At 39.2% G+C, this 14,852-nt stretch carries 12 protein-coding genes; 7 read left to right on the top strand and 5 right to left on the bottom strand.

What is annotated here, in order from left to right:
• Entirely contained in the window at positions 1 to 2,274 is a 2,274-nt protein-coding gene (locus tag AC6UDD_RS06120; RefSeq protein WP_500719694.1) for an ATP-binding cassette domain-containing protein, read from the top strand.
• A gap of 45 nt (positions 2,275 to 2,319) precedes the next feature.
• Here AC6UDD_RS06120 and AC6UDD_RS06125 read toward each other — a convergent pair whose 3' ends face one another.
• Positions 2,320 to 3,081 (bottom strand): hypothetical protein, encoded by a 762-nt coding sequence (locus tag AC6UDD_RS06125; protein ID WP_500719697.1) that lies wholly within the window; start codon positions 3,079 to 3,081, stop codon positions 2,320 to 2,322.
• Between the two features lie 194 nt (positions 3,082 to 3,275).
• Here AC6UDD_RS06125 and AC6UDD_RS06130 point away from each other — a divergent pair, with 194 nt between their 5' ends.
• From AC6UDD_RS06130 to AC6UDD_RS06140, 3 genes are all read left to right on the top strand, one after another.
• Positions 3,276 to 3,692, top strand: a complete 417-nt coding sequence (locus AC6UDD_RS06130) for a hypothetical protein (RefSeq protein ID WP_500694103.1) — start codon at positions 3,276 to 3,278, stop codon at positions 3,690 to 3,692.
• Between the two features lie 365 nt (positions 3,693 to 4,057).
• Positions 4,058 to 5,236 (top strand): aminotransferase class I/II-fold pyridoxal phosphate-dependent enzyme, encoded by a 1,179-nt coding sequence (locus tag AC6UDD_RS06135; protein ID WP_500719699.1) that lies wholly within the window; start codon positions 4,058 to 4,060, stop codon positions 5,234 to 5,236.
• A 236-nt stretch (positions 5,237 to 5,472) separates the two neighbouring features.
• On the top strand, positions 5,473 to 5,589 hold the full coding sequence (locus tag AC6UDD_RS06140; RefSeq protein WP_500719702.1) for an IS3 family transposase: 117 nt from the start codon (positions 5,473 to 5,475) through the stop codon (positions 5,587 to 5,589).
• A 51-nt stretch (positions 5,590 to 5,640) separates the two neighbouring features.
• Here AC6UDD_RS06140 and AC6UDD_RS06145 read toward each other — a convergent pair whose 3' ends face one another.
• Positions 5,641 to 6,513 carry a helix-turn-helix domain-containing protein gene (locus AC6UDD_RS06145; RefSeq protein WP_500719705.1) on the bottom strand — a complete coding sequence of 291 codons (873 nt, stop codon included), beginning with the start codon at positions 6,511 to 6,513 and terminating at the stop codon, positions 5,641 to 5,643.
• A 119-nt stretch (positions 6,514 to 6,632) separates the two neighbouring features.
• On the opposite strand from AC6UDD_RS06145, the gene AC6UDD_RS06150 reads away from it, so the two are divergent.
• Genes AC6UDD_RS06150 through AC6UDD_RS06160 form a run of 3 tightly spaced genes read left to right on the top strand, consistent with a single transcriptional unit; the run spans position 6,633 to position 9,624 of the window.
• On the top strand, positions 6,633 to 7,190 hold the full coding sequence (locus tag AC6UDD_RS06150; protein ID WP_500719707.1) for a flavodoxin family protein: 558 nt from the start codon (positions 6,633 to 6,635) through the stop codon (positions 7,188 to 7,190).
• 3 nt (positions 7,191 to 7,193) lie between these two features.
• Positions 7,194 to 8,399, top strand: coding sequence for an MFS transporter (locus AC6UDD_RS06155; protein WP_500719709.1), 1,206 nt, complete (start codon positions 7,194 to 7,196; stop codon positions 8,397 to 8,399).
• Positions 8,392 to 9,624 carry an ATP-grasp domain-containing protein gene (locus AC6UDD_RS06160; protein ID WP_500719712.1) on the top strand — a complete coding sequence of 411 codons (1,233 nt, stop codon included), beginning with the start codon at positions 8,392 to 8,394 and terminating at the stop codon, positions 9,622 to 9,624. Before AC6UDD_RS06155 ends, AC6UDD_RS06160 begins: the two co-directional genes overlap by 8 nt.
• A 91-nt stretch (positions 9,625 to 9,715) precedes the next feature.
• Here the strand turns inward: AC6UDD_RS06160 and AC6UDD_RS06165 are convergent, their stop codons facing one another.
• The 3 genes from AC6UDD_RS06165 to AC6UDD_RS06175 form a co-directional block, all read right to left on the bottom strand.
• Positions 9,716 to 11,077 (bottom strand): FAD-dependent oxidoreductase, encoded by a 1,362-nt coding sequence (locus AC6UDD_RS06165; protein WP_500719714.1) that lies wholly within the window; start codon positions 11,075 to 11,077, stop codon positions 9,716 to 9,718.
• Between the two features lie 109 nt (positions 11,078 to 11,186).
• A complete protein-coding gene (gene nrdI, locus AC6UDD_RS06170) occupies positions 11,187 to 11,672 on the bottom strand; it encodes a class Ib ribonucleoside-diphosphate reductase assembly flavoprotein NrdI (protein WP_500720040.1) in 486 nt (161 codons plus the stop codon).
• A 129-nt stretch (positions 11,673 to 11,801) separates the two neighbouring features.
• A complete protein-coding gene (locus AC6UDD_RS06175) occupies positions 11,802 to 14,837 on the bottom strand; it encodes a YfhO family protein (RefSeq protein WP_500719717.1) in 3,036 nt (1,011 codons plus the stop codon).
• Positions 14,838 to 14,852: the final 15 nt, after the last annotated feature.

Genomic DNA, 14,852 nt, shown 5'->3' on the forward strand with positions numbered 1-14,852 from the left:
ATGGTCGACACTTATTATAAGGATTCAATTGATGTGTCTGACGCACACCAAAATAATTTAAAGCACGTTAACGTCAAGCTCCCTAAGCATGAAATCACCGTTTTTGTCGGTGAGTCCGGATCGGGGAAATCGTCGTTAGTATTCGACACGATTGCGGCCATGTCACGTCGTGAACTAAACGAAACATTTCCCAGTTTTTCACAACAGTATCTCCCAAAGTACGGGCAGCCGCACGTTGGTGACATCAAAAATCTGCCGGTTGCCATTGCGATTGAGCAGAAACAACTGACCGGAAACGCCCGGTCAACGCTTGCCACCTACACTGGAATCTACTCGTTATTACGGCTCTTATTCTCACGAGTTGGAAAGCCGTTTGTGGGTTACTCGGAGGTCTTTTCGTTTAACCTGCCGCAGGGGATGTGTCCGTACTGCCAGGGGTTAGGCTACGTCGATGAAGTTGATGAGTCGAAGTTAATTGACCCAGAGAAGTCACTTAATGATGGAGCGATTACCTTCGTTAGTTTTGGACCCGGAACCTGGCGTTGGCGGGGATACGGTTACAGCGGTTTGTTTGATAATGACAAACCAATTAAAGATTATACTCCCGAAGAGTACGACTTGTTGATGCACGCGCCGCAACAGAAACTCTACAATGCGCCCGCTTACTACAAAACGAGCCAGTACGAGGGTGTGGTTCCTAGAATCAAACGTTCAATCATCAACAGTCGTGAGGGTAAGCACCACAAAGAAGCCATTAGTGAGATTGTGACCCGTGAAGTTTGCCCGGTATGTAAGGGAGCTCGACTTAACCCCAGATCATTGAGCGTTAAGATTAACGGCGACAACATTAACGACGTCTCTGGGATGGATTTGGTGCAGTTCTTAGACTTTTTGGAGTCCATTAAAGATAACCTTGGAGATGAAATCATCCGGGGTTTAGAGTCCAAGATTAAGCCGTTAATTGACATTGGATTAGGGTACTTGACTCTTGATCGAACCACCAGCACGTTATCGGGTGGTGAGGTTCAACGAATTAAGATTGCCAAACACCTGACCAATTCACTCTCAGATATTCTGTACGTTTTTGACGAACCAAGTGTGGGACTTCATCCTCACGACATCGCTTTGATTAAAAAAGCCATGATTAATCTAAAGAAGAAGGGTAACACCATCTTTATCGTTGACCACAATCCTGAGATCATGTCGATTGCCGATCACGTGGTCGAAGTTGGCCCGAAATCTGGGGCTGACGGTGGAAAGATTACCTTTACCGGGAGCTATCCCGAAGTGTTGGATTCTGACACTCTGACCGGAAAATGGTTAAGGGCACCCCATCATTTCGCCAAACCACTTCAACCTAAGGGGTTTGTAGACTTGGAGCATGTTCACATGCATAACATTGATGACGTGAGTGTCAAGGTGCCAACTGGGATTATGACCGTTCTGTCGGGAGTTGCCGGGTCAGGTAAAAGTTCACTGGCTGAAGCCATGAAGGACCATTTAAACGGCGATTACGTTGATCTGACGCAAAAGCAAGCCGGCATCAGTATTCGTTCTACTCCTGTGACCTATCTCAACATTTTAAACCCAATTCGAAGGCTTTTTGCGAAGGCCAACAACGTTTCGACCCAGCTCTTTAGTTACAACGGCAAGGGTGCTTGTCCGCGTTGTAAGGGAAAAGGGGTCACAATTACCAACATGGCCTTTATGGATCCGGTCGTTCAGACCTGTGAGTTGTGTCACGGAAAACGCTACAGTCAGGAAGCCTTGGGATACAAGTATCACGGTCAAGACATCGCCGACGTTTTGTCGATGTCAGTTGCTTACGCGGCTGAATTCTTCAAGGATGTTCCTGAAATCGCTAATCCGTTGAAACAGATGAGCGAGGTCGGATTGGATTATTTAGCGTTAAACCAAGCTCTGACCACGTTATCCGGTGGTGAACTGCAACGACTGCGGTTAGCCCAGATGCTAGAAGAGAAGGGCAAGATTTACTTTCTTGATGAACCAATGGCTGGTCTGCACATGAATGATACGCAACGATTGCTAAAGCTGTTTAAACGAATGGTTGCTGAGGGTGACTCCTTAATTATCGTTGAACACAACCTTGATGTAATCAGTCAAGCTGACTGGTTGATTGACATGGGACCAGGAGCCGGGACGTACGGTGGAAACGTCCTGTACAGTGGGATTCCCGAGGGATCTGAAAAAGTTCCCCAATCGTTTACCGGGAAAGCCCTTAAAAAGTACATGTTACCTTATAAAGAAAGATAAACAAAAAGAGATCATCACTCCTATCAGTGATGATCTCTTTTTAAATTAGAATTCAAAGTACGACTCAATTTTGGCTTTTATCATATTGATACCATCTTGGATGGTCATGATAATTTGTTGAAGAGCATTATTATCCCGTTCTTTAGCATTTTGTTCGATTTCTTGTTTGGCCCTTTCAATAACATCTTGAGTTTTTTGGTTAGCTGCATTACTGCCATTGTTGCCGCCATTATCAGCATTATTCTCTGGTTTATTATTATAATTTTTAACCACCACAGGCGGATTTTGTTTAACCTGTTGTTGTGCACTCTTTCCGGAACGGTATAAGCCAAAGATTCCCAACAAAATGATAATTAGAAAAATAATGACGATCCAGCGGAACCAGTGGTGTTTCTTCTTTTTGGGAGCACTTTGGTACTGTGTTTGATTGGGTGCTGTTCTATCAGCACCAGGGGAAACAACCTGTGCACTTGGGGCATACACTAAGTTGTAATTGAGCGTTCCTCGTGCAAAAGTTCCGTTAATGTTCTCGTTCGGATTGACGGTAACGACTCGACCCATGTTGGCCGGGTAGTCAACGTTTCGTTTAAAGGTGACGTTAGTGAGGTAACTGACGGCATTCTGATCGCCACTAAGTCCCTGAACGACGTATCCCTTTAAGTCAGGGACCTCGATTGAGAAAGCTGCACCGGGAGTTTGCGTATATTTTAATGGGTTAGTCAGATTTTGACCGTTTTTATCAACAACGTTAATGATTACGTTTCCGACATTTCGGTCCATCCGGCTACCAACTGTTTCATTGTTCATTGATTGAGTGCTCCTTTAATCAGTTTATATGCATTATCTTACCATTATTTCGCAATCTAACAAAAAGAATCCAACCTAATTTCCCGCACCTTAATGGGAGATCAGGTGTCGATTAGTCGCTTCAAATGTGATATCATGATTACTGTAAGTGATAGTCATTAACTATCAGACTGAATATTGAGAGGAAGAATGACATGAGCGAAAAAAAGATTATTGAAAAACTCGATGACATTAAAGATTACGAAGACAAAATGGCTGATTTAGTATCAGCAATCTTGACTGACCAACCTTGGGAACAAACTGATGAAGTTCGAAACGTTTACTTCTTGGATGTAACTGATTTTGGAAAAGACCTTCAAGATGTTTTAGACCAAATGAACGTTTTGCGTGACCAATACGATGAAACATTACACTCATACTTGGGTGTTCCATTCATCCCTTACGTTCCACTATCAAAATTAACTGATGCCGCTTTTCAAACTTTAGTTGACGTTGACCCAACTGACAACATAACTAAGACTAAGAAGAACAGTGTCTTTGTTGATTCACGTGTTATTGATAGTAAAGATGGTAAGCACATTAGCTTGGACTTACAATTTAACGAACAATAAGATTAAATGTAAAGAGAGTTGACACCTTGGTGTTAGCTCTTTTTTTATGGCGTTTTTGAAATAAATATTTTAAAAATGATTGACAGAAAGTGATTTGAGTTGTTTAATTAGTGGCAATTAAAGAAGAGGAGGAATATTCCATGAATAATCATATTAATCATCAAAACAATCTTTATGCTTACTTTACTTGGTACGAGTGCGTATCTAAGTAAGGTTGTTTTGAGGGCCTGGTTAGATACCGTAAGGATACTAACTAGGTTGATTACAGATTATCGTTGGATATTTCTAATAACGAATGTGTTTTTAATCCCAGTTAGCATCGAATGTTAACTGGGATTTTTTTGTCTATCGAAAGGAGCACTATTATGTCAGCTGATTTAATAAGTAAAATGAACCACGAAATGTTGCAGTTATCCCCATCGTCGATTTTAAAATTTAATGATGAGGTGGGCCAGATTCCTGATATTATTCCGCTAACGTTAGGTGAACCAGACTTTAACACCCCTGAACACGTTAAGGATGCCGCAATTAAAAGCATTCAACAAAATGAGAGTCACTACGCTCCCACAAAGGGAACTAAGCGACTTCGGGATGCAGCTGCGCACTTTTTACAAAGTAAATACGATTTAAACTACGACCAGGAGACGGAGATCATTATGACCGCTGGTGCCACCGGCGGAATTTATACGGCGTTAACGTCGGTCTTAAATCCCGGGGATGAGGTTTTAATTCCAACGCCGATTTTTCCACTCTACTTTCCGATTATTAAACTGCGGGGAGCCACCCCGATTTTTATGGACACCTCTAAAACTGACTTTGTTCTCACTCCAGAACAGTTAGAACAAAATTTAAAGGAGCATCCCAAAACCAAGGCGATTGTCTTGAATTTTCCCACTAATCCCACTGGCAAAACTTATCATCCTGACGAACTTCAAAAACTGGCCGATGTGATTAAAAAGCATGATATTTTTGTGATTTCTGACGAAATTTACAGCGAACTGACTTATGACGGCAAACACGCCTCAATCGCTAAATATCTTCCCGAACAAACCATTTTATTGAATGGAGTTTCAAAGTCACACGCGATGACCGGATGGAGAATTGGAATCATGGCGGCGCCTAAAGACATCACCAGTCAACTTGAAAAAATCGATCAATTTACGATCACTTCGACCACCACGAACGCGCAAGCTGCGGCCGCAGAAGCACTTGGGAACGGAATGAATGATACTGATGCCATGAAAAAGGAGTACCGAAAACGACGTGATTTTGTTTACGAGAAATTGAGTGCGATGGGCTTTAAGATGGCTAGCCCCGATGGAGCTTTTTACATTTTCGCTAAAATCCCGGCTGGCTTAATTCAAAATAGTATGGACTTTAGTTATGACTTTGCTCGTAAAGCTAAGGTAGCCGTTATTCCCGGAAGTGCGTTTGGACCAGGCGGTGAAGGTTACGTCCGTATTAGTTATGCTACCTCAATGGAAAATTTAAAAGAAGCCATGAACCGAATTAGTCAGTATGTCGAAAAAGAAAAGAAAAAATAGTGGTGACACAAAATTGAAGTGAACCATAATTGTTAGACATTAATGGGCTCCAAAAAAGTTAGGTAAAAACTAACCGATTTGGAGCCTTTCATTATGTTGTATTTTTATGGTTAAATATTCAAATATTTTAAATTCCAATTAATTAGTGAGTATCAACAGTGAATTATTACGATAATGGCCAATCTAAAATTGTTTTAATCTTCTAAAAACGAGCATTTTTAAACCGAACTAAATCATTGTTTTTAACTACATTAAAGCAAACGCTTCATGAATATGGTGAGTGGTTGAATACTAAAATAATTTCTGGCAATAAAAAAGGACTCACACCGATTGAATATCGGTATGAATCCTAGAAAGTATAAGATGTCTAACTTCCATATAGTGCTTCATTAATGACAACTTTTTTATTTATATATTTTTCCTGAATTCATAAACTGCATTTTCTCTTTAAACTCTAACAATCTATTGGCATGTTCATCAAAGCCTAACTTTTCAAATTCTAAGATAGCGTTATTTACTGATGAATGTTTCGTTACTAATTGTTTCAGGAGTTCTATATAATAATTACACATCAATTTGTCATACATTTTTCTTGGTGAATCCTGCGAAATACTGTTCAAATATCCAATGTAGAAATTAGCGTTTTTGTATTCCTTTCTTTCAAAGGATAAGATAATGCAATTATTTACAAAAATAGCAATGTCATTTTTATAAGTGTCAATTTGACTCAATATTTTAGTCTTTTTAAATAAAGTATTAAATGTGGCACGAATATAATCACTATTAAAAATGTACAAGCAATTGGAAAATAATGACACCTCAAAATGTCCCCATTGCTGGATACCATTTAAATAGTTTTTGATTAATTCCGTATCTTCATTTACGTCAAAAATCTTCCTTTCATGAGATTTATTCATAAACAGTTTTAATTCAATTGATAAGCAACAGAAGAAAAAGTCATGATAATCCTTATACTTGGTTTGATAATCTACAATTCGACTTTGGATCTCATGGTCTTTTTCTTTATAAATATTTTCGTTGAAATATTGAAGAGCATATTCTTTTTCAGTTTTTGAGCTGTTATTCAAATAGAATGTGTATTCTTGAACTGTGATATTCATTCTTTGTAAATAGGAAAATAAAATGTCACTGGAAATTCGGGATCGGTTGTTTTCAAAAGAGGAAAGAGTAGTTCTTGTAGAAATACCTGAGGAGAGTTGTATTTGAGACATCCCACGTTCCTTACGTAATTTCCGAATTAATTCTCCATTAGTCATGAGTAACACTTTCCTTTCATATCAGTACATAGAATGAATTATGACGAAACACTTTACATAATGGTACTCTCCATGTGGTCATGCTGTAAACTATGTTCAACTCATTTAAGGGAAGTGTGATGAACGTGGAAAAAATAGTTTTAATCGATTCTTCTAGTAGGAATCCATCAAATTCGAAAATGTTAGCCGAATTAGCACTAAAGAATGTTGTATATCAAGATATAAGGTTGAGAGATAAAAATATTCAACCAATTAAAGACTGTCGATTTAAAGGTAATTGGCCAAACTCTGGTGATGATTTCTATGATGTTATTGATCAAGTTGAAACTAGTGATTTAGTTATCTTTTCCTCACCAATTTATTGGTACTCAATTTCTTCTCAATTAAAGCTTTTTATTGATCGATGGTCGGAAATGTTGGAAATTGATTCATTGTTTAAAGAAAATATGAGAAACAAAAAAATAATATTAGTTTTGGTTGGTGGAGATAAACCTCGTCGAAAAGCAAAGATCATTATTCAGCAATTTAGATATATATGTAATTTTCTAAATATGCAATTGATTGATTTTGTCATTGGGAAAGCGAATAAGTATGGCGAAATATTTGATGATTCAAATGCCATTCAAAATGCTCACAGAATCAACGTGAATCTCAAAAAGAATAGTTATGGAGGTTAATTAATGAAATTCACTTTGTTAAGGCGAAAAGAATTCAGGAACTTTTTTCTTTCTGACATTATTTCTGGGTTTGGTGTTGGGATGACAACCGTTGGGGCTAACTGGTATGTTTTACAACAAACTAAATCAGATAGTGTCGTGGGAACATTTTTGGCTATTAATGTGTTAGCTGGTTTTCTGATTGCACCCATTGCAGGATATATAACGGATAAATTTATTCGAAGAAACGTGGTCATATCAACATTTTTATTTCGTGCGGTTCCCATTGCAATTATTGCAATTTGGTTGTATCTTTTTAAATTTAATTTGCTAGCTATGTATCTATTAGCGATCGTAACAGGAATCGGATGGGTAACTTATATGGCATCGTCTCGTGGATATATTCAAGCAACTGTTCCTAAAGAACTTCTTGGAAGTGCCAATTCATTTATTGAAGTGTCATTACAAGTAGGAATGTTCATGGCAGGTGGAGTTTCTGGAATTTTGATTAGTCATATTGGCTTTATTTCTATATTAATCATTAACGTGTTCTTATTTGCCATTGCGATCATACTGATGTTAAATGCTCCAGCGGATAATTATGATGTCATTGGGATCTCAAATGATCATAGTAAAAAAGAAGATAATTCAGTCATTAAATATATTTTTAAAAATAAAATGATTTTAATAATTGGGTTACTTTCAATTTTACCATTATTAGTTACCCAACTATTTAACGTTTCGATGCCAGGTTATGTCAGCACAATATTGCATTCCAATAGTACCATCTATGGATTTACTGATATGTGCTATGGCATTGGTGGTTTAGTTGCAGGTCTAGTTACTGGGAAACTATTAGAGAAATTTCGCAGGAAGAGTTTGTTAGTGAATTTCTTTGCCCTTGCTAGTGTGGCATTGTTTGTCTTATTTATTTTCCAATTTATTGGGTTAGCATTTGTGGCTACTTTCTTAATTGGACTTTCTAATTCTGCATTGCGAGTAGTCATTAATACTATCCTAATGAATAAAGTTAATAAAAAATATATGGGAAGAACCACTTCTATTTGGACAGGTGGAGCACAATTCATAGAAATTTTTTCTTCCACATTCATTGGCAAATTAAATGATAGCTTCGGATCCAACTATGGATTTTTTTGCATGTTTCTAATTATGCTGATTGGTTTATTTTGTAGTTTGATACTTAAAAATAGGGGTCTTAATAATGGATAAAAGAAAAACTGTTTTATTAGTTGAACCAAGTTTTTATGGGGTTAGTTTCGTTAAAGCATCTAAGAAACTTGGCTTAAAAGTTGTTAGTATTGTTCAAGATGAAAACGACCCTAAAAAATATGATTATGAAAATTATTTTGATGATTTATTAATAGCAGATATTCATGATGCAAATTCGATTATTAAAGTTATTGAAAACAGTTCTTATAAAGATTTTGATACTATCATTCCGGCAACTGATTATGTGACAACGGTTACTGCTGAAGTTGCTAAGCATTTTAATAAGTTTGGAACTAGTGTTGAGACGGCTAAAAACGCTAGAAATAAAGATCGAGCTAGAAAAGCGTTTAGACAAAAGGGGGTTCCCTCGGCTAAGTATGCCGTTGTAAATAATGTAAAAGATGCTGTTAGAGAAAGTGAACGAATTGGATATCCGATTATTTTAAAACCAACAAATGCTGCCAGTAGTTTAGATGTCTTTTATATTAAGAATGCTAACGAGTTAAAACAACGATTTAAAGAAATCCAGGAATTTAAAAAGAGTTATATGGGATTTAAGGTTAGACCAGAATTTTTAATTGAAGAATTTCTAAGTGGTCCTGAATTTAGTGTGGAATTGTTTTTGTATAAGAACAAAATTGCATTTGCTGAAGTGACAGAAAAACACACCACTAAACCGCCTTATTTTAGTGAAATAATGCATGTATTTCCGACTACAGTTGATGTCGGTAAAAAAGATTCAATTATAAATGCTGCATTTAAAGCAGCTCTTTCTTTAGGTTTTAGTGATGGTCCTACTCATGTTGAAGTTAAATTTACTAAAAATGGTCCTAGAATTGTTGAAGTCAATGGTCGGCCTGGGGGAGATAATATCACATCTGATTTGATTAAAGACGCATACGGAATTGATATTTTTGAAGAAACAGTTAAGTTATATCTTGGTGAAAATATCAATATCAAGAGGACTAAAAATGGAGCTGCGTTAATTAGATATATTTTTGCCGATCACAGTGGTATTTTTAAGGGAATTAAAAATGTTGAAGTTTTAAAAAACACGCCAAATGTTAAAAAGTTTAAAATTAATGTGGATAAAGGATCAAAAGTTCAAGCCCCACAAAACTCAGATGATCGACTAGGTTATTATATTTTAGCGGGTGATGATTCTGATTCTTTGAAGAAGATGGCAAACAAAATCGATAATGAAATATCAGTTGAATTGGTTTAATGTAATTATCATAGTTAATTACATTATTTGTTATAAATAATTAAAAGCCCTTAACTACTTATGATAGTTAAGGGCTCTTTTGCGGTGTATTTTATTTTACGTCCAATTGCTTGTTTTTGGCCTCTTTTTCTTGAGCAGCTTGACCCAAGATGTTGAGGTAGTTAAACGGACGGTCAAAGTTTGGTTGAAACAGCATGTCAACCATGGCTAGGTCGTCGATGGTGTTTTCGTTTTGAATGGCAACCGAAAGCACGTTTGCGGATTGCGAAATGTCGTAGAGACTGGTCAATGCGCCACCCAAGATTTTACGGGTATCAGGGCTGTAAACCAATGACATTAACACGGGGGTCGTGGTAGGCATGAATTCAGGACGATAGTTGTCTTCAACAATGACTTGATGAGCGTTAATGCCCTGAGCCTTAGCGGCACTCATGGTTAATCCGGTTGAGGCGAGGTTTCGGTCGTACAACTTTAGACCAGATGAGGACTGCGTTCCCATGTATTTTTCGGTGTCGTTTTCGATGTTCTTTCCAACCAAGATTCCTTGACGAACCGCATTAGTTGCCAGCGGAATGTAGGCGTTTTTGTGGGTTGGGTTGTAGTGAACGGCGGCACTGTCACCGGCAGCAAAGATCTCCTTGTTAGAAGCATGCATGTAATCATCGGTGATGATTGCACCATTTTCAAGCATGTCAACTTGACCTTTGAGTAGACTCGTGTTGGGTTTGAAACCAATGCACAAAATGGCGAGGTCAGCCGTGAATTCGTCACTGCTGGTCTTGATTGAGACCGTATTACCGTTATCAGTGAACTCTTGTACCATTTGGTTTCCTTCAAACTTAACGCCGTGGTCCTTGTAGTCTTTTTCGACGATGTCGGTAAACTTAGGGTCGTAGTACTTACTTAGGACCCGGTCAACCCCGTCAATCAGAGTAACTTCGTGGCCGGTCTTAGAATAAGCTTCGGCTAGTTCGGCTCCAATGTATCCAGCCCCGATGACTGCGATACGCTTAGCGTCCTTGGCGTCATCAAAGAGCACCTGAGCGTCGGTCCAGTTCTTGCAAAGTTTGACGTGGTCGCTATGAACGCCCTTGATTGGAGGAACGACAGGAAGTGAACCACTGGTCATTACCAGCTTGTCGTAATGCTCGGTCTTGCTTTCACCGGATTCTAAATCCTTAACGGTGATTTCTTTGTTATTTGAGTCAATGTTAGTGACTTCGTGCTTCATCTGCACGTCAGCACCTAGGCCCTTTAGTTCCTTTGGATCGGAATAGAAGAGACCCTTTGGATCCTTAACTTCGCCACCTAAATAAAGTGCGATTCCACATGATAGAAATGAGATATTGTCATTTTTTTCATAGACAGTTAAATCATAATCGGGATGCTCTTTTAAGATTTGTTTAACCGCAAAAGTTCCCGCGTGGGTACAACCAACAACAATAATTTTCATGATGCAACTTACCTCCTAAGTGTGAAACAATATTCATGAATTATAGGTTATCCTACCAGATAAAATTGTGAAATGCTAATCAATACACTCATAAAATGGTTCTTATTTATTATTTTTTGGAAGCGACTTCATTACTGTACTCGCTGGCTCTTTCACACATAGTTTGATAAATGCAAACGACATCACGATCGGTGCCCCTTAATTCGTATTCTGCAATTTCAGGGACGTTAAAACGTTCCGCATATCTTCTGGCCGTGAGACAAAATTGGATGTTAAAATTACGATTCCCACTGCCGACAATTCCCATGCAGTAATCGGCGTTATGGTCGTAAGCAACGTATTCGCCCATGGTGTTGGTCATGAGTTCTTTGACTCCGTTATCGATTCCATTGCCACCGTCAAGGTAGGTGGGCACAAAAACAAAGTAGGGTGATGTTTCGTCAAAAAAGTCACTTTGATCTGAGATTTCGGTGGGTTCAATTAGTGGGTTACTAGCATCTTTTTGGTGCTGGGTCTCCGCGTAGTCCTCTAAATTTTGCACGAAGTTACGGGTGTTTCCGGCAATTGAGATGTATAAAATTCGAATGGGTTTGATGATTACTACCTCCTTAAATATGAAAAATAGTCACTATTAGTGTAACCTTTAACAAGTTTAAATGCACAGAATCTTAGCAATTAAAGCAGCCAAAAAGCGTACGGAATTAGTCATCCGTACGCTTTTAATTTAATTTCGTTTCTTTACAATCCAGATTACGATTCCACTAATAATGAGGATTAAAATTCCAAAGGCGCTAGCGATTGATCCTAATAGCAGTCCAGGGGTTTGGTATTTCAGTTCAATCCGGTGTTTACCAGCCTTAATAGGTGCTCCGACAAAGCCAGTGTTGACCCGGGTAGTTGGTACCTGTTTGCCGTCGACGAAGAGTTTCCATCCCGTTGAATAGGGAATGGAGGTGGTTAAAACGGACTTCTTCGGGTTATTACTGATTCCCTTGACTTCATTCTTTTTAACCTGAAGGTTTTGTAGTCGGTTGTCCTGGAGTTTTTGAATCTGTTGTTCATATGAATTACCAAACGGAACGGCGATAATCTTTACGTGTTTAAAATTAATCTGGTGGACACCATCAAACGTTAACTTAATTTGATTACGGCGCTTGGTGGAATACCCCAGGTTAATCAAAGCATTTTTCTTTTGCGTGTAGTTTGAAAGATTGTCGCGTCCGTACTGCGAGTAGCCGTTTTTCATTCCTTTCGTTGCGGCATTTAAGGAATACTGACCAACAAACGGAGTGTGAAGGTTCTTTCGTTTCTCGTTTAGTTTCATCATCTTCGTGTACGGTTGATTTTTGATGGCGTGTTGGCGCTTGGTCATGCTTTCCTTTGAGGCCGACGAGTAATCGTGACTCTGAATGCCCTCTAATTGTAAGTAAATTTCGGCATTTTTGGTGCGGTTAGGTTGCTTAATCTTAAGAAAATACGGGACTGATTTACCGAGGGCATCCTTAGTTATGACGTGGAGACCATCTTGATTTTGCTTCTTGGTGTCATTTTCCAGTTGCACGTTTTCGGAAAGGATCTTTAAAGCTTCTTTTTGAGACGTGTGGTTAATGGTTGGTTCGTTGTACTCAACGCTCTTAGAATTGTTGGTGAACGCCGTTAATTTATCGTAGTTATCGAGGGTCTTTTCGTAGTCCGGTTTCACCTCATAACTAAGTTGTTTCTGGTTCTGTTTTAGCTTGGCTGATTTGATGCCCTTAATTGGCGAATCAACGTGGACCCCACTGATCATTGCTTGTTCACGCTCGGTTGGTGATAATTTTTGGTACTGCTGGTTTGAGATCATTTGATCCTGGGTGTAAGCAATTGGGAGCGCGTTCTTGTTTTTTAAAACGTAGGTTCCGTCGGGATCTTTTTGGTTTACGAGCGGATTATCAGACGCAAACAAGAGTGGCTTTTTGTCCTTACCCTTGACCATCTTGAAGCCAAATGGTTGTGATTTGTTTTGTTGGCCCGTGCGAATAAAGAGGTACTTGACGCCCATTAGATTATCGAGGGTGGTGCGGTAGTCATTTTGAGCGACCGGAGCGTTAAAGGTCCGTTGGTTATTTTGAACGGAATTTTCAAGTTGGCCAATGGCCCCATTTTCCACCGTCAGATATGATGAAATATCACGGGTCGAAAATAACATCGGGATGTTGGTATTGATGTTAGAGTAGTTCGATAAGTTGACGTCATTTCTCCCAGCATAGTGGTATCGGTTACCAAGTGAGGTCCGATATCCACCCAACCGTGGTTCAACGTACTTGTTGGCCCCGTCATAGAAATTATTGATGAAGTTAGTGGCAACGTGCTTATTAAGCATGCCCTTTGAAAAGCCGGCAACGTTGGGACTGTAGTAGCCAACGCCAAGTGAGATAAGGTTTATTATCAAAACGGCGGTCACACTTCCGATGGTTGTCACCGGCTTTAAATGAAAGAGCTGACTACATAGAATGACCCCCATTAAAATTAGCAGAAGGACAATTTCACCGTAGTCATGCGCACTTAACTTCATGATGAATCCGCGCGAAGCCCAAATAAGCACAATGAGGGCGATAATGGCGACAATCATGACTTCCACGTCACGCTTCGTTAACGTGGTGAGATGATCTGAAAGAATCGTGGCAGCCATGCCAATTGGGAGTAAGCCTAAACACATCCACCGGTTTGATGGGGTCGATATGGCGTTAAAGACCGCTCCAAAAGCCGGAATCAGAGCACCAATGAAAACCACCAGTAGGCCGATGTTTAGGTAAAGGTATTTCTTAAAGTGGGTCATCGTATAGACGATTCCTAAGAATCCGAGTCCACTAATTCCAACAATGAGCCAGAAGCTGATGGTCAGGTAACCATTTCCGAGAATTTTACTTGGAATGGAGAGGTAATAGTAGAGGGGATAGAAAAGATAGCCGTTCGCAAAGGTGGAGGTGGTTCTCGTGGAACTTAGGGCAAATAAGAGGGTTGGAACGAAAATGACGGCACTAATCAAGATACCCGACAGAATGGCCGCAATCATTTTGGCCAGTGAACGCACAAAATGAAAGTCGGGGTTTTTACGAATGCTGAAATACCTGATGATGACGTAAATAATACTGCCAAGCCCAATGATGTAGGCAAAGTAGAAGTTACTTAAAAAAGTTAAAGAAACGGCCAGCATCAGTGGGATAAAGGAATGGTTAGAAATGATGCGTTCGACGCCGTAGCAAATCAACGGGAAGAAAATCATCGGTAGAATAAAAAAAGGATGGTGCATCCCAGAATAAAGGGCGTAACCCGCAAACGTGTAGGTCAAAGTTCCGAGTACAACACTGTATTTTTTAAAATGAAATTGTTTGATGAATAATAAAAAGGCCAATCCGGCAACGTACAGTCGTAGGATTACCAGAAGTCCGTAACCCAGTTCCAGTAAGTGGTCTGGGAATAAAACAATCAGGTAGTTGAAGAGATCACCGACTACGTAGTACGAAAAACTGGTTAACTGATCAGCACCGAGGCCAATGTTAAACGACCAGTTGGTAAAGCCATGACTGGGATGGGTGAAAAATTCAGTTAGCATGTGTTTAAAGTTTACGAGGATGGGGTAGTGTTGGGCAATTCCGTCCATGCCCCAGATTAGTGAGTTACCGGTTAAGTAGAACGTCCAGATGTAAGCCACAATAATAATCAGAAAAATTAGACTGTAAAAAAGCCAGGCCGGACATTTTTTTAAAACTGTTTTCATTGTTTCTATTACCCC

This window comes from Fructilactobacillus sp. X2R1C3 (assembly GCF_059901425.1).